This window comes from Aquimarina sp. AWH4_224, assembly GCF_056160245.1.
This window is the reverse complement of the sequence record NZ_JBSWWU010000001.1, coordinates 609,287-626,571: the sequence shown is the minus strand read 5'-3', so window position 1 is coordinate 626,571 and position 17,285 is coordinate 609,287. Positions and strand designations below refer to the sequence as shown.

At 36.1% G+C, this 17,285-nt stretch carries 13 protein-coding genes; 3 read left to right on the top strand and 10 right to left on the bottom strand.

From position 1 onward, the window contains the following. Nucleotides 1-48: 48 nt before the first annotated feature. From ACXAGJ_RS03085 to ACXAGJ_RS03075, 3 genes are all read right to left on the bottom strand, one after another. Complete coding sequence (locus tag ACXAGJ_RS03085) at nt 49-1,302, bottom strand: dihydroorotase (RefSeq protein WP_474837009.1); 1,254 nt, start codon at nt 1,300-1,302, stop codon at nt 49-51. Continuing rightward, entirely contained in the window at nt 1,299-3,224 is a 1,926-nt protein-coding gene (locus tag ACXAGJ_RS03080; protein ID WP_474837007.1) for a BatA domain-containing protein, read from the bottom strand. Before ACXAGJ_RS03080 ends, ACXAGJ_RS03085 begins: the two co-directional genes overlap by 4 nt. A 167-nt stretch (nt 3,225-3,391) precedes the next feature. Continuing rightward, entirely contained in the window at nt 3,392-3,910 is a 519-nt protein-coding gene (locus ACXAGJ_RS03075) for a porin family protein (protein ID WP_073314093.1), read from the bottom strand. Between the two features lie 194 nt (nt 3,911-4,104). On the opposite strand from ACXAGJ_RS03075, the gene ACXAGJ_RS03070 reads away from it, so the two are divergent. Next, nucleotides 4,105-5,673 carry an NAD(P)/FAD-dependent oxidoreductase gene (locus ACXAGJ_RS03070; protein ID WP_474837005.1) on the top strand — a complete coding sequence of 523 codons (1,569 nt, stop codon included), beginning with the start codon at nt 4,105-4,107 and terminating at the stop codon, nt 5,671-5,673. Here ACXAGJ_RS03070 and ACXAGJ_RS03065 read toward each other — a convergent pair. The 7 genes from ACXAGJ_RS03065 to ACXAGJ_RS03035 all read right to left on the bottom strand — a co-directional run bounded on the left by ACXAGJ_RS03065 (nt 5,670) and on the right by ACXAGJ_RS03035 (nt 15,948). Next, nucleotides 5,670-6,878: a sensor histidine kinase gene (locus ACXAGJ_RS03065; RefSeq protein ID WP_474837003.1), complete on the bottom strand. Its 1,209-nt coding sequence runs from the start codon at nt 6,876-6,878 to the stop codon at nt 5,670-5,672. The two genes, ACXAGJ_RS03070 and ACXAGJ_RS03065, sit on opposite strands and share 4 nt — an antisense overlap. 216 nt (nt 6,879-7,094) lie before the next feature. After that, on the bottom strand, nt 7,095-8,894 hold the full coding sequence (locus ACXAGJ_RS03060; protein WP_474837001.1) for a cytochrome-c peroxidase: 1,800 nt from the start codon (nt 8,892-8,894) through the stop codon (nt 7,095-7,097). A gap of 48 nt (nt 8,895-8,942) precedes the next feature. Then, complete coding sequence (locus ACXAGJ_RS03055; protein ID WP_474836999.1) at nt 8,943-10,400, bottom strand: PhoX family protein; 1,458 nt, start codon at nt 10,398-10,400, stop codon at nt 8,943-8,945. Nucleotides 10,401-10,625: 225 nt separating this feature from the next. Continuing rightward, on the bottom strand, nt 10,626-11,825 hold the full coding sequence (locus tag ACXAGJ_RS03050; RefSeq protein WP_474836997.1) for a sensor histidine kinase: 1,200 nt from the start codon (nt 11,823-11,825) through the stop codon (nt 10,626-10,628). Nucleotides 11,826-12,020: 195 nt separating this feature from the next. Then, a complete protein-coding gene (locus ACXAGJ_RS03045; RefSeq protein ID WP_474837129.1) occupies nt 12,021-12,785 on the bottom strand; it encodes a TIGR02757 family protein in 765 nt (254 codons plus the stop codon). A 13-nt stretch (nt 12,786-12,798) separates the two neighbouring features. Beyond that, nucleotides 12,799-13,461, bottom strand: a complete 663-nt coding sequence (locus ACXAGJ_RS03040; protein WP_474836995.1) for an ABC transporter ATP-binding protein — start codon at nt 13,459-13,461, stop codon at nt 12,799-12,801. A 54-nt stretch (nt 13,462-13,515) separates the two neighbouring features. Continuing rightward, nucleotides 13,516-15,948 (bottom strand): DUF5916 domain-containing protein, encoded by a 2,433-nt coding sequence (locus tag ACXAGJ_RS03035; RefSeq protein WP_474836993.1) that lies wholly within the window; start codon nt 15,946-15,948, stop codon nt 13,516-13,518. Nucleotides 15,949-16,090: 142 nt separating this feature from the next. Between ACXAGJ_RS03035 and msrA the strand changes: the two genes are divergently transcribed. After that, complete coding sequence (gene msrA, locus ACXAGJ_RS03030) at nt 16,091-16,651, top strand: peptide-methionine (S)-S-oxide reductase MsrA (RefSeq protein WP_474836991.1); 561 nt, start codon at nt 16,091-16,093, stop codon at nt 16,649-16,651. 5 nt (nt 16,652-16,656) lie between these two features. Further along, nucleotides 16,657-17,253: a GTP cyclohydrolase I FolE gene (gene folE, locus ACXAGJ_RS03025; RefSeq protein ID WP_474836989.1), complete on the top strand. Its 597-nt coding sequence runs from the start codon at nt 16,657-16,659 to the stop codon at nt 17,251-17,253. Nucleotides 17,254-17,285: the final 32 nt, after the last annotated feature.

The window sequence follows — 17,285 nt, the reverse complement described above, 5'->3', positions numbered from 1 at the left end:
AATTGTTTTCTAAAGATATATATAATTGAGAAAGACCTAAAATTATATTTATTTCAATACCAGTTGTTTGTTTGCCACTACTCCGTATACATTACCCTTTATGGGTTTACCTACAAAAGCACTGTTAGCAGAAGTAGATAAAATGTGGTCTGCTTCAAAAGTTGCTTCGCCTTCTGGATTAAAAAGCGATAGATCTGCAATACTTCCTTCTTCCAAAGGTTGATTTTCTAATTTAAAAATATCTTTTCCTTTGGTAAGTAACGTAATTGTTTGATCCAGGTCAAAATGATGATTAAGGGCCACAAATGCACTTTCCAGGCCTATTGTTCCGTATTTGGCATTGTCAAACTCCACATTTTTATTTTCGATATCCATGGGTTGGTGATCGCTGGTCACCATATCTATAGTTCCTTCTTGGATTCCTTGTTTTAGCGCATCGATATCTTTTTGCGTTCTAAGAGGAGGTTGTACCTTATATGATGTCTCAAAAGTTTGTAATTCCCGATCGGTTAGGGTAAGGTGGTGCACTGTTGTACTACAACTTACCTGTAATCCTTTTGTTTTCGCCTCTTTAATCAAAGCTACTGATTTTGCCGTAGAAATGGTTGGAATATGCAGTTTACCACCTGTATACTCCAGCAAAAATAAATCTCTTGAAATTTGTAGTTCTTCTGCCAAAGAAGGGATCCCTTTCAATCCTAGCAATGTACTTTGTTCTTCTTCATTTACCATTCCTTTTCCTGCAATGCTATTGTCCTGCGGGAAAGATAGGATCAAGCCATCAAAGTTTTGGGCATATAACAAAGCAATTTTCAACAAGTTCGGGTTTTGAATGGCTTTTTTATAATCTCCAAAAGCGATCGCACCAGCTTGTTGCATATCATACAACTCAGCAAGGTCTTTTCCTTCGGATTTTGTGGTTAATGATCCAATAGGGTAGAGACGTACAGCATGATTTTTTGCTTTACTATCAAGAAAACCTACAGAAGCGCTAGTATCAGTTATAGGCAAAGTGTTTGGATTAAGTGCGATACTGGTAAAACCACTTTTTGCTGCTACTTCCAAACCGTTGGTTATAGTTTCTCTTTCTTCATATCCAGGTTCACCAAAACATACGCTGCTATCAAACCAACCTCGCGATACATGTAGATTAGGAAGGGTAATTTCGTCTATATGATCTTCTTTAGAAATATTTGAACCTATTTTACTAATTGTCCCATCTTCGATTAGAATATCTACGGTTTTTTTATGAAAAGATGAAGATGGATCAATGATGGTAGCGTCCTTTAGTAATACGTTCATTTCAGATATTTTAATAATAATATTTCGATCAACAGGAATATCAGCGCAAAAATAATAAACCATTTCCAAAGTTCATTCACACTCGTTTCTTCTTTTATCTGTAAAAAAAGTTCAGACAACGAATTTTTGACATCATAATTTTCTGTTGTACCCAGTGGGTAGTACTGCAGGTTGCTCTCAGAACTGTCGTAATTATAACTTACATGTTGAATAACATTATTCTTATCCTGAAGACTATAGATCCCAGATTTTGTTGGGACTTCGTCTGTAGTGATGCGAACTTTTGTCGAAAAACTTTGTTGCAAAGGAATGATTTGCTCCTGTGCGGATACTAAAGATAAAATACCATCCTGTCCCAGAGATACCGGAACATCATACGAATTATTTTGTCCGATAGTATAGGATATGTCTGTAAGCTTTAAACTCTGTTTCCCGATATTATATAACGTTGGAACAATTAACGGAGAATTCTTGAAATTAGAATTTTCTGTATTGAGTGCTGCAGTAAAGATATACGCGTTATTCGTTTTGTATAAAAAGGGTGTATTATCTTCAAAAGAAAGAATAGCATTAGGAGCTTGAGTTTGATAAAAACTATTCACTTTTGGATATTGAAAGTTAGTCACTTCTTTATCAAAAACTCCCAAATACAACGGATGCGAAAAGTGAATTTTCGTGATTCTTTTTTCTTGATTCACCGAATTGGATAATGCTTGAGAAGAAAAGGAACCCATATATTGTTGGTATGAGGCGATATCGCCATTTTGAGCTGGGATAAAACAGACCGTTCCTCCTTCATCTACAAAAGGTTTGAGTGCATTAATTAGGGAGATCGGAATTTGAGAAATTTCATTAAGGATTACCAAATTGGCGTTGGTAATATCACTATAATTGAGCTCTTGCGTTGAGTTACTCACCAATTCAAACTCGTCTGCAGTAAAAATATTTTTGATAAAGCTATCGTCTGCTTCATTAACGGCAACTACTTTGATTTTTTCTGGAGTATTAATGGTAAAATATCTAGAATTATCAAAAGTGATGGCGGGATCCTCTAGCGTTACTCTACCATTGATTTTGGTATTTTCGGGCAAACGAAATTCAGTATTTGTTTTTCCATTTTTAGGAATCGAAACCGAAGTTTTGGCGATTAGTTTTTCATCGTTATATAATGCTATTGATGTGTTTTCTGCATTGCTATCGGTATTACTTACTTCCACTTTAAGTAAGAGCTCATTATTTGTATTTCTTTGAAGATAAAGACTATCTACAGCAACATTTTGTCGAGTAACCGGTTGCATTTGTACAAGATGGGTTCTGGTACTTGGGTCTGTTGGTAATTCAAAAGCACCTTCTTTTTGCTGAAAATCAGATACCAATACGATTCTATTTATGGTTTCTTCAGAATTTCCTAATAATTGCTTGGCTTTTAGGTAAGCTGCACGATAGGGTAGTTGGTTAGAGCTGTATTCTAGTTGTAAAAGCTCATTTTGAATATCTTTTTTGGTCACTTTGATAAAAGTCTCCGTATTGGTAAACAGAGAAAAAGTTTCTTCTTCAGAAAACTCGCTTAGTACTTCCTGTACAGATCTCTTTAAAAGAGGCCCCTTAGCACCTTTTGCCTGCATACTAAAAGAGTTGTCTAGATATATTACCGTATCACTTTTTTTACCGACAGTATCTTCTGAAGCCAAAAACGGTTGCGCAAAGGCAATACAAATGGCAGCCAAAATGAAAAGCCTAGTAAGTAGAGTTAACCATTTTTTGAGCTGTGAACTTTTGCGGGTTTGTATGGTTACCGCTTTTAGAAATTGTACGTTGGTAAATGCTACTTTTTGAAAACGTCTTAATTGAAATAAATGCACCAGAATGGGAATGATAAGGGCAAAAAGAGCATAAAGAAATTCTGGGTGTTTAAACTGCATTCGTTTTTAGTGTTTTTCAAATATACTATAACATTTATGAATTACGATTTGGCATTTAGGAATTTTTAAGGATCTAAAACTATTACATGAATGTTTAGCAAAATCTTGGGCATAAAAAAGCGGGAAGAAAAACCTTCCCGCTTTTTTCATTATTGTATATCTTTTAATTAAAAGATGTAATATCCAACAGAAACCTGGAAATTAGAGTTCTTTGCTTCTGCATCTTCTACAACATCTGTTAAACCAAAGTTGTAACGAATTTGCCCGAAGAATCCACCAAACTCTACACCAGCACCAACAGCTCCACTCAAGTCAAAGCTTTCTGGCTCACCCACTTCAAAACCGTCGTTTACTACAAAACCGAATTGTGGACCTGCTTCTACACTTGCAATACCAGCGAATTTCAATTTAAATAGCACAGGAAGATTTAAATAATCGATATCCAAATCATCAAGTCCCTGAGCAGAATAGATAAGTTCAGGTTGAAGTGCAATAGTCTCTAACAGGCTTATTTGAGCCACAGCTCCAATATGATAACCTGTTCTTCCATCTAATGCATCATCAACATCATCTCCATTTAAAGTGGCAAAGTTGACCCCTCCCTTAAAACCAAATTTGATGTCTTGTGCATTGGTAGTAAATGTGAAACCGATTACGGCAATCGCTAATAAAAATAGCTTTTTCATAATTGTAAATTTAAGGTTTGTTTCAACCAAATATAGGAACTAATACCTTAAGAAAAGGTTAAACTATCAAAAAGTTTAGATGAGCTATTGTTTTACCAATCTATCCAATAAACCTAAAAATAGACTATTTTATCGATAAAAATGATCTAAAGTTTATCGTATCTTCGTCAAAATGTTTTAACTAACCATATCCATTGCAATACGAATTTAGCATACAAGTTTCTCCAGAAACTGCGTCGAACCCAGAACTTCTAAAACGATCTGTTTCCAAGAAAAATGGTATTCCGTTTCATGAAATTAGCCATATCAGGATTTTAAAACGATCTATAGATGCCAGGCAACGCCAGATAAAAGTCAATTTAAAACTCCAGGTGTATGTACAGGAAGAATACACTGATGTTTCTATACCATTACCCGAATATCCAGATGTTACCAATGCCCCAGAGGCAGTAATTATTGGAGCAGGGCCTGCGGGATTGTTCGCCGCATTGCGATGTATAGAATTAGGTTGTAAACCTATAGTGTTGGAAAGAGGTAAGGATGTAAGAACGCGTAGAAGAGATCTTAAAGCAATTAACAGAGATCATATCGTTAATGAAGATTCCAATTATTGCTTTGGAGAAGGAGGTGCCGGTACCTACAGTGATGGTAAATTATATACAAGATCCCGTAAGCGAGGGGATGTGCAACGAATATTAAAACTTTTGGTAGGCTTTGGTGCCACTGACCAGATACTGGTTGAGGCTCATCCACACATTGGGACCAATAAATTACCCGGTATTATTGCTGCAATGCGAGAAAAGATTATCGAGAGAGGTGGAGTGATACGTTTTAATTCCAGAGTGGTGGATCTTAAGGTTAAAGATTCTGAAATCGCAGGAGTGGAGCTCAAAGGTGGAACTGTTATCGATACCCGTAAAGTGATTTTGGCCACAGGACATTCTGCTCGAGATATTTTTGAATTGCTCTACAGAAAGAAAATTACCATAGAAGCCAAACCCTTTGCCCTTGGGGTTAGGGTAGAGCATTCGCAACAATTGATAGATCAAATACAATATTCTTGCAAAGTACGAGGTCCGTATTTACCACCATCACCTTACAGCATCGTCAAACAAGTTGATGGCAGAGGGATGTATTCTTTTTGTATGTGTCCAGGAGGTGTCATTGCTCCTTGTGCCACCAGTCCGGGAGAAGTAGTGACCAACGGATGGTCTCCTTCCAAACGAGATCAACCAACTGCCAATAGTGGTATCGTCGTAGAGTTAAGACTTGAGGATTTTAAAGCGTACAAGAAGTTTGGACCGCTGTCTGGGATGTATTTTCAAAAGGAAATAGAACAAAAAGCATGGATGCTGGCAGGAGAAACCCAAAGAGTCCCTGCTCAACGCTTGCAGGATTTGGTTCAGGGAAAAGTATCTTCTGATTTGCCTGATACTTCGTACAAGCCAGGACTGACTGCTGTGGATATGAAAGCGGTATTCCCCGAATTTATCCATCAAACTTTACAAAAAGGGTTCAGCATGTTTAATAAGAGTATGCCGGGATATTTAACCAATGATGCTGTTGCGCATGCACCAGAGTCAAGAACTTCATCACCGGTAAGAATACCAAGAGATCGTATATCCTTAGAACATATTCAGATCAAAGGTTTATATCCTTGTGGTGAAGGAGCTGGATATGCAGGAGGGATTATTTCTGCAGCAATCGATGGAGAAAAGTGTGCAGAAGCCTGTATACAGACAATAAAGAAAATAATAGATTAAAGCTTCTTTTTGATACAAAAATTGAAAGTAGTTTCTACTTTTTCTTTGGAGTTTACGCTGATGGATCCGCCTAGATTTTCAACTATTTTTTTTACCGTGGACAGCCCAATACCATTACCTTTATTGCCACTTCGGTCTGCCATCCCTGCGGTGGTGAAAAGATCAAAAATAGTTTCTATTTGACTTTCTGGAATGCCCATTCCATTATCTGTAATACTGAAATAATAAAAGTTAGCATCTTCACTTTGATCGATAGTGATCTCAATCCGTTCTTTATCGTTATACTTTATACTATTTCCAATAAGGTTGAAGAATACCTGCTTTAACGCAGAGCGATTAGATTCTAATACCGGGTCATTTTCTGGGAAATTAAAGGAAATATCTGGTTTTATACTCAATAGTTCGATAATTTCTTGGAGTAGTTCATTCAAACTGAACTTTTCTGGTTTATTATGAATCAAACTTTCACTTTCATAGTGATCCAGTACATCACTAATGTATCCACTCATAGAGAAAGAAGAAGTTTTGATATAATCAAAATACTGCAAGCTTTCTTTGTCCAACTTTTTATCTAGTAATAATTTCAAAAGATCTGTAGTGGTAATGATATTAGCCAATGGCATTTTAAGATCATGCGAAATTACCCGTGCAAATTCCTTTAATGCCTCATTCTTCTTCTTTAACTTTCGTTGAATTTTTTGAAGATCGTTATTCTTTTTGTTTAACTCAAAAAGGATTACTACTTGTTTGGCTAGAGAGTTCAGAGATTCTAGTTGTTTTTCTGAAAGCTCCCTAGGTTTACTATCCATAACACACAAGGTGCCAAGTGCAAAACCATCCTTGTTTACCAATGGGATACCTGCATAAAAAACCACAACTTTGTCTTCTAAATGAATAGTCTCTTTATTAAATCGTTCATCTTCCCTAGTATCTTTGACCAGTAGAGGTGTTTCTGGATTTAAAATTGCGTGGGAGCACAAGGAGTTATCTCTTGGTGTTTCGCAAATGGAAACCCCATTTTTGGATTTAAACCACATTCTGCTTTTGTCTACAAGAGAAATCAATGCTACCTCTGTATCGCAAATAAAATTAGCCAGGGCCGTAATCTCATCAAATTCTTTTTCCGTTTCCGTATCAAGAACTTCCAATGCTTTTAGGGCCTCGAGTCTAAAATTTTCATTAATCGGTACAGCAGGTAATATCATTGCAATTTTGAGAATTGAATTAATTAGAACAATTCTTAATAAAATTAACAAAAAATACTCAGATAAAAGGTTTTATTTGATTGAATATGTTCTTTTTATGTAATAGCCGTAAAAAAGGTGTTGTAAGAAGGTATTTAAAAAGTGATAACGCTAAATTTGTTAGGATAGTATTAACGTTATCACTTATCTAATTAAGAGGAAAGAACCATAAGAGTTCTAGTTTGTAGTCGAAGCCAGCTTTTCTGTTTTGGTTTCGGCATATGAATCGTCTTGATCCTCTAAAGACTCCATAAAAGCGATCAAATCTTTAATTTCTTGAGGATTGAGATTTAGTGGATCAGGAGGTAGTGTTTGGTATTCTTGATCGATACCGATTCCGGCTCCTCCGCCACGGTTGTAAAAATCAACTACTTCTTCCAAAGAGTTATATACTCCGTTGTGCATGTAGGGAGCAGTTTTACTCACATTTCGTACCGTAGAGGTTTTGAAAAAATGTTTTCTCTCAGGGGTCTTGTATACGTAATACCTTCCCAAATCAGGACTAATTGTTGCATTAATGGTATCGTTTTGTTCTGGTACAGCAATGAGTTCTATCTCCGATTCCTTATAATCTGGTGGAACGGTACCGTTAAAAAGAGGAGCAAAGTGACAAGTGGCACATTTTGCCTTACCATGAAACAGGTTAAACCCATTGATTTCGCTTTGTGTCAATGAATTTTCCAAATCATTGATATTACGATCAAATTTGGAGTTAAATGGATTCAAGCTTCTGATGTAGCTCGCAATAGCATTCCTAATATGTGCGTCAGTGATGTCATTTCTATGAAATACCTCTTTAAAGGCATTTGCATAAACACTATCATTGCTCACTACATTTTTAAGAGTTTCTAAATCCGTATGAAATTCATTTTCATTTTCTACTACAGATACAATTTGCCCTTCCAAGCTTCCGGCTCTTTTGTCATAGAAGAAATCCTGTTGTAATCCAGCATACAAAAGAGTAGGGGTGTTACGGGTAACTCCTTTCCCAATTTTTAGACCATCGGTAAATGCTTTATCTGGATGGTGGCATGTGGCACAACTTATTTGATTTGCAGACGATAAATTGGTGTCATAAAATAGTTTTTCCCCTAAGGCCACTTTTTCTGGACTTATTGGTCCAGAGTTTTGATCAGAGAAGAACGTAAGATTAAAAGTAGCATCAGAAAACAGAGAATTAGCTTCATTCTTGATGGCCAATTCAAAAGGGAAGGTAGCACCCCAATCTTCAACCATTTTATTCCACAATACTAATTGTTTATGCGTATGGTTTTTTATAAAGTGGTATCGATCAAAGGCATTAAAATCACCAGATAAATCCTTCGTCGTTGCATCAATTTCCTTGTTCCATTCGTCAAAAAGCGTTTGATCTTTGAATTGATCTCGATAATACGATAAAGAGGTTTGTAAGCTCTGATACACAATTTTGGACTCTTCGAGAGAGTTTTCCAATACTGGAGAATCAAACCCCGTTGTTCCTGTGATGCCAATTCTTACAATGGCTTTTCGGAACAACCATAAAAAGTGATAAGGCTTTACATGCGTAAAACTAATATTTTCTTTCACTAGTTTTAAACGATTGGAAACAAGAGAAAGGTGTTTTTGTATTACTTCATTATCCATTTCATCAGCATATACTTCTTCTTCTAACACTTGATAACCACTAGCTTTTTTGACTTTAATGTCGGTATAGTCATCTTCTTCAACTTTCAGAATATTAGGTTGATTCAAAAAACCATAGTTTTCGATATCTAAAGCAGCCAATACAGGTTCAATTTTTTTGAAATATGTTCTTGAAGCAGTTAAATGCTGTTTTAGTTTACTTTGATCCGTAGCAGCACTATCCAAAAATAGAATAGCCATAGAAATATCCTGATCAAACTGATTTTTAAGCTGTTCCTTATGAGATATGTTTTCAGTTTTCGGCTTTTCTTTGGTGCAAGAACAAAAGCTTAATATGCCAAAGAGGCTTATCATAAAATAAGCCCCTTTGTTTATGTTTAGAAAATTCCTGATAATCATAGGTTATCTTTCTAATCCTCTAACCACATACAACATACTTCCTTCTTTACGGCTATTCGCCAAATCAGGATTTGCAGTAGGATCAGTAAATGGAACTCCATCTTCTCTTTCCCATCCGTGGTTTTGAGTAATTAATAAAAAGGTTTCATCTACACCGATAGTTTCAGAAATATCGATCATTCCAGTGATTTCCCAAGTTCTTGTTGATGGTCCGTATCCTAGAGACTCTGCCATGATTTGATCACACTCTAAAACAGTTTTTAAAGCTCCTGTGTTTAAGTCATATTGGTATAATCTAGCAAAGTGATCTGCAGCTGGCTTAGAGATTCCGTTTGGATCTTCCTGGATATATGCATAGTTTTCTGTTACCAAAATGTTATCTGGACTATGGAAAGCTTCAGCTTTTCCTCCTTCAACGTCTCCGTCAAGAACACAAACGATTTTTCCTGGACCTGAAGGGTCTCTTGGATTAAGGATTACCTTGTAGATTCTTCCTGCGATAGTACCTCTTCCTACTAATCCTGGCTTTTCTCTACCTGTTACTGCAAAGTAAAGCTCCTGGTTGTTTTTTCTGTTTCCTCTTCTCCAGTCAAGATCTTCTAACCTTGAGAATCCCATTACACCTTTTTCTTTAGCTTCGGCATCTAACAAATCGATATCTCTTTCTTGTAATTCTACGAATTCCATATCGTATTCAACACCTTCTTTCATATCTACTTCATAAGTAACATCTGGAGCAGTAACTTTAAGACCGTATAATTTACCACCTTCTAAGTCTCCAATTCTACCTACGTACATTCCTAATTGTCCAGAAGGTATTTCGTTATCACTATTATCATCTCCAATAAATACAACAGTTTTTCCTGGATAAGCACGCATATTAAGCGCTACAGCATTTTCTGTAGACCATTGTCCCATGGCTGGTAACATTCTTGGTACAGATGCAGCCTCTGCCATTCTAAATGGATCCGTAGCAAAAACCCCTTTAGAGTTTCCTCCCCACTCACCACCAGATAGGTAAAGTGGTCCAAATCCGTGCTCTCTTGGTGTAATCATAGAACCAGAACACTGAGCAGTGTTAGCTGTTGCAACAGCATTCAAAATATGCTCTCCTTTTACTGGCTTAAAAGTTTCGTCTAGTGTAATTCTAGCAACTGAGTAATCAGCCTCGATGTTGTTGATTAGTGTATAAGTACCGTTTTTACTTCTTAAAAGTCCAGCACCATCGGCCATAGAACCATATACAAAATCAGGAACATAAGTATCTTCAGAAGAAAGGATGTTGTAGATCTCAACATCAGAAAATTCCGAAGTAGTTTTCAATAAAACAGGAGAAATAGAGTGGTTAGCAAATTCGATTTGTCCTGTTGGTGGTTTAGGGTTGCCCGAAAAGTCATCAACATCACAAGAAGTAACAAGTAATGCGGACGCTAGAGCAGCAATTATAAAATGATTTTTCATGGTTGTGTGAGTTTTTTTTGTTTAGACAAATGTAACTCATGCCCCAGCTGAACAACTTTATGAAGATGTTTTATGTTTATTAAAGAAATGTGACCCTAATGTTTAGTTTGTAAAGGAATTATTATTCTTTAGAACCAATCTAAACAAATTAAAGGGAAAAGATTTAAATCGTAGGATAATGTAAATTGATATAAGTAAAAGATTTACAGTGTTTTAAATTCGGTTTTATTGTTTGGATAGTGTAAAATTGAATTCACTTCCTTTGTTTATTTCAGAGTTTACCTGAATGCATCCGCCAAGGTTTGACACCACTTTTTTTACGGTTGCCAGACCAATTCCGCTTCCCATATTACCGTTTCTGTCTTCTTTTCCTAAAGTGGTGAAAAGACCAAATATTTTGGATCGATGTTCTTCAGAAATACCATCGCCATTATCTTTTACAGAAAACGAATATCGGTCATCTTGCTCCTCGAAAGTGATTCCTATTTCTATGTTTTCCTTGGAGTTATATTTGATAGCATTGGTAATCAAATTAACAAAAACTTGTTCTAAACCTGATTTATTGATGTAGATACTTTTTGGGTTTTTGGGATACTCAAAATGTATGTCACCTCCCGTAGCGGTAAGTTCTTTGATGTTCTCGAAAAAAGGAACTAAATCCACTGTTTCTCTTTTTTCTATAGAATGATCGCTTCTGTAAAACTGTAGCAAACCATCGATGTAATCTCTAAGGGATAAAGAAGAACTTCTTAGGTGATGCAGATATTCTACGGAATCTGGATTAAGGGTATTTTTATTTTCTTCTGCCAAAAGATCTGTAAGCATTACAATATTAGCCAATGGAGATTTAAGATCATGAGACACTACACTGGCAAATTTTCTTAGGTTCTCATTTCTTTCTTGCAGATCTTCCTGCGCTTTCTTTAACTGAATATTATTGTAGTTCTGTTCGAACAAACTAACCACCTGTTTTGATAAATCTATCAAGGTGTTGATTTGTTTTTCATCCAGTTTTCTTGGTTTATGGTCATATACACAAAGGGTTCCTAATTTATAACCTTCGCTATTAACCAAAGGAACACCAGCATAAAAAATGGCTTTATAATCATCAACAAGGGGATTTCCTTGAAATCGTTCATCTTTGCGTGAATCTTCTACAATCATGATAGGGCCTTCTGCATTGATAGCATGACCGCAAAAAGAGATTTCTCTAGGGGATTCGTTAAAAGGAATACCGTGATGGGACTTCAGGAAATTACGTTCCTTATCTAATAAAGTGATTAATGCAATAGGAACATCGCAAATATAACTTATTAGTTTTGTGATGTTATCAAAACTTTCTTCGGGTAGAGAATCTAAAAGACCGTATTTTTCAACCTCCCGTTGTCTTTTTAATTCATTATGTGGAAAAGCTGGGGCTATCATTTTTGTATTCCAAATTTTACGTTGTTAAAGTAAATGATCTCTTTTGTTCAGAAGATCAATCATCATAGTATTCTCTTATACTAAAACTAGAAAATCCTATAATTATTGAGATTTAGACGATTATCAACTCAAAAGCTAACACAAAATTAGGCCTTTAGGCAAGATATATAAGGACAATTAAGATGAATTTAAGTTTTAGAACTTTTCAAAAACTCCTAGTCCAAACAAAGCATAATCGTATTTAACAGGATCTAAAGCGTCCAAAGAACGAAGTTTTTTATCTAATTCAAATAGCGCTTTACCATCGTTTTGTTTCCGTTTAAGCAACCCTAATTTTCTGGCCACATTGCCAGAGTGTACATCCAGTGGACAAGAGAGTTGAGCAGGGGATAGGGTATTCCAGATCCCAAGGTCTACACCTGCTTTTGGGTTACGGATCATCCATCGTAAAAACATGTTGATACGCTTAGCTGCAGAATTTTTTGCCGGATCACTAATATGCTTTTGAGTTCTGGCAGGGTGTTCTAAAGAGAAAAATTCCTTTTTGAAATTATGAATCGCATTTTGAAGATGAGCCTCACTAGCATATTGCGCGTAAAAAGCCTCCATGTCCTCGTATTTGGTATAGATATGTCGCAAAGCGGTTAAAAAATAACGAAGATCAATACCGTTAAAAGTGCGATGTACGAAGTCATCCAAACTATCTAGGTGATATTGATCGTGATTCATTATAAAATCATATGGACTGTTCCCTAAAAGGTGCATTAGCTTGTGCGCATTGGTAAGAATACTTTTTCTATTACCCCACGAAATAGTGGCAGTCAAAAAACCTGCAATTTCAATATCTTCTTTTTGGGTAAATAAATGTGGAATCTGTACAGGATCGGTTTCGATGAATTTGGGTTGCTCATACAAAGCCGCTTTTTCATCCAGAAAATCCTTAAGTTCTGATGCTTTCAACTTTTTCAAATCGCTAGCTAATTATTTTACCGTCGACCATTACCAATTTGCGATCTGCCATGTCCGCTAATTCCTGATTATGAGTAACAATAACAAAGGTTTGTCCAAATTCATCCCTAAGTTTAAAAAACAACTTATGTAGTTTCTCGGCAGCCTCACTATCTAGATTTCCAGAAGGTTCGTCGGCAAAAATTACATTAGGGTTGTTGATCAAGGCTCTGGCTACTGCTACGCGTTGTTGTTCTCCACCAGAAAGTTCACTGGGTTTGTGATCGTAACGATGTGAGAGTCCCAAAAAATCCAGCAACTCTTTGCCACGCTTTTCTGCATCGGCTTTTGGAGTCTTTTTGATCAAAGCAGGGATGCACACATTTTCTAAGGCAGTAAACTCGGGTAATAGCTGATGAAACTGAAAAATAAACCCTAATTGTTCATTTCTAAACTTAGACAGTAGTTTTTGTGATAATCCATTAATGTTGGTACTATTGATACTTAGGTCACTGTTTTTTATTTCATTGGCGCGGTCCAAAGTACCTAAAATCTGAAGAAGGGTAGTTTTTCCTGCTCCAGAAGCCCCGACAATAGAAACTATTTCCCCTTTTTTGATATGTAGATCTACACCTTTTAGTACATGTAGATCCCCATAATTTTTATGAATGTTACTTGCTTTGATCATGTATTTTCAAGTTACGAGCAGTGAAAGTAAACAATATCCGTACAATCCCCAACATTATCCCTTGGAAGAACGCTTTAAGTTATTCACATCAATAAAATACACCACTCTTAACGATAATGTGTGTTGTATGGGTTGATCAAATAGATTATTCAAACTATCGGTATAATTGAGGGTTGAGAAATTATCCTGATTGAAAATTTGATTTCTGTAGAGTAGGGTAGCTTCACTACCAGGAGCAAATCTCCAGTTAAAGCTTAAATCCAGATTCCAGATGTTAAAATTGGTATTCGGATCGTTTTCGGTAGTATCATAATCTGTTATATCCCTGGTTCCATCATCATTCAATAAAAAGAAAGTATTTTCTGTATAATCTGCTGCACTCCAAAAGTTTCTAAACCTTAAATTAATGGCTTTGTACGAGTCAAAATTATAACTGGCACTTAGACTATTTTCTATAGTGGTGATATCTCTTTGCCCAAGAAAAACATTATCATCTTCAAGATCGATGAATCCAAAATCTCGTTTTCTTACCGAATAATCGGTAGTCCATATCACTAAAAAATTATCTGAGAAACGATATCGGGGAGATATATTGATACCATATCTTTCTTGTGGATCGGCAAACCAGTTGCGATAAAATGCTCTGACGTCATAAGCGAATTTTTTACGATAGTCAGAAGACACCCACATGTTGCCCCCAAGGTTTTCACTAAAGGTTACAAACCTTCCGGGAACACGAGGTTCGAAATAATCGTCATTATCAGAATTATAGCTAGAAAAACCTCCAAAAGCAAACCGTTCTCTGGTCACAAAGAACCAATCTATTCCGGCACTGTTTCTGGTCTGTACATTAGGATCGTATAGTCTACGGTGCCTTATAAAAGTGCTAATCCGGTAGTTGTTAAAGATTCCTTTGGGTTCAAAAATCTGGTAAGAAGCACTTATTCTGAAATTATTAAAGTTATTTCTGAAATTCACTCCTAAATCATTGATGTCATAAGTTTTATTGGCCAAGTCATGACCAAAACCAAAGCGGAAATTTCCTTTGATACGATCAAAATCTATTTCTGAAGCAAATCCACCAATATTATCCCCTGGTAAATTGATTTGACTCACGATAGTCCTTCCTGTAAAACGATAGGAATTAGCCTTATTGGCTAGATTCCAGGCTAGACCCGTTACGTTGGCGTCTCTAAAACCACTTCCATTACGAATCACACTGGTATTAATTAATGAAACCGAAGAGTTTTGATTAAATTGTTGATCCAATACCAAAATATTATAATTAGCCAAAGGTTCTACCACTTGCTTTCTAATGTTGCCGGTAATCGTATCTGTAATTCGTACTTCAGTCTTTTCGGTAATCGCATTAAATACTCCAATTCCTAAATTATCTTTGGTTCTTCCTGAAATTTTTAGTGCATTCAGAAGGTTCACTTTTGAAGGGTTATCTTCAGCAACTTCATTTTCCTGAAGATCATCATGCGTTACAAAACTACTAGGACCATTACCCACCCGCCTGGAAAAGAAAATATTCCCCTTATTAAAAAGTTCTGTCCCTTCGGTAAAGAACTGTCGGTTCTCTCCAAAGGTCTGTTCAAAAGGGCCGAGATTTAATCGGACTTCATCAAATGCTGCTTGTCCAAAATCAGGAATCAACGTTGCATCGAGCGTAAAACTATCGCTCAAGCCATATTTGACATCCATACCTGCACTAAAATCGGTTTCGGTTTCTCCATCAACGGTAGAAACCAATCCTTGTAAAAACGGGAAAAAGGTCAATCGTACCGGAGGGTTTATTCCTTTTACGCCTGTTACCAATCCATTATATTGTGTTCGCTGTCCAATTTCATTATTGATAAAATTCCAGCTATGGGATTGATTGCGTTGTTGTAAACGTCTGTAAAAATTAATACTCCAATCTTGCACATCGACCTCAGGGAAACGCAATGCGTTATATGGAATTTTAAATTCTGCATACCAGCCTTTTTCATCAAAAGAAGCTTTAGCGTCAAACACTACATTATAACTGAAGTCTTCATTAAACTGATCAGCTCTGGAGTCTCCGATGGTACCTGCGCTAGTAATATAGAAACGAGTTTCATTAATACCGTCATTATAAGTATTGATGCTAACGGCAAAGAAATCGGTTTGTACAAAAACATTATCTCGTTGACTGAATTGTCGTAATATTTTGTCAGGCTCATTATCATATAAATAGGCAGCAAAATACACTGCTTTATCATCGTAGGCCATTTTGATTTCAGATTGTAGGTTTTCTGGAATGCTACCTTCATTACCGGGCTGCCACATATGAAAATTACCGCTAGCAGGGATATCCTGCCATACCTCGTCAGAAAGGACGCCATCTATCTTTGGGGGATTGGATATTCTTTTGGCATGTATTTCTTTCTTTTCCTGAGCCATCATAAGCATGGTACTCAAAAAGAAAAAGACACTAAATTTGAAGCATAGTGATATATTCATAAATTGTACTAAAATCCTTACTTTTTGATCTTTTGCAAATCTAGGATTGTTGAAACGCATGGCGTACTAACGAAAAGTTAAAAAGTAAAAGTGATTTTCGGGATCACCGTATTTTAGCTTAAAAACTAATTGATTTTACAAAATGAATAAAGAAATGAATACAGATATTGCAGTTGTTGCAGGAGGTTGTTTTTGGTGTACAGAAGCTGTTTTTCAACGTTTGGAAGGAGTGATCAGTGTTACTTCTGGTTACACCGGTGGTACCATCAAAAATCCTGCATATCGAGAAGTAACCACAGGTAGAACTGGGCATACAGAAGCCATCAAAATTGAGTATAATCCTACTATTATTACTTACAAAGAGTTATTAGAAGTGTTCTTTGCTACACACGATCCTACTACACTTAATCGACAAGGAGCGGATAAAGGAACACAATATAGAAGTGGTATCTACTACAGTAACGAAGAACAAAAGCAGATAGCCGAAGGGATTATTGAAGAATTAACAACTCAAAATGTTTTTGATGCGCCTATAGTAACAGAGGTAATGGCATTAGGGCCTTTCTACAACGCAGAGGGATATCACCAGAATTACTACAATCAAAATAGCGAACAGGGATATTGCCAATTTGTGATAAATCCAAAACTTAATAAATTATACACTACCTTTAGGAGCAAATTGAAAAAAGAAATACAGAATTAGTCACAATGCTTTATAAGAATTTTGAAGAGTATAATATTGAGGTCACAGAAGAAGTAAAAGAGAAGTTTAAATCAATCATTGAGGATATAGGAGAGGATACCGAAAGAGATGGGATCCTAAAAACCCCTGAAAGAGCAGCCAAAGCGATGCTCTTTTTGACTCAAGGATATGATCAAAATCCTGAAGAAATATTAAAAGGAGCCATGTTTAAGGAGGATTATGACGATATGGTAATTGTGAAGGATATCGAACTGTATTCGCTTTGTGAACATCATATGCTCCCATTTTTTGGTAAAGCTCACATTGCGTATATCCCAAACGGACATATTGTCGGATTGAGTAAATTGCCTCGAATTGTGGATGTCTTTGCCAGAAGACTACAAGTGCAAGAGCGATTAACTCATGATATTTTAGAATGTATCAATGATACCTTAAAACCTAAGGGAGTAGCTGTGGTTATTGAAGCTTCACATATGTGCATGATGATGCGTGGAGTTCAAAAACAGAATTCTGTTACAACAACTTCAGGATTTAGAGGGCAATTTGAAAAAATAGAAACTCGCACAGAATTCCTAAGATTAATTACCTCAGATTTGACTTAATTTTTTTGGAATACAATTTGCTAATTAATTAG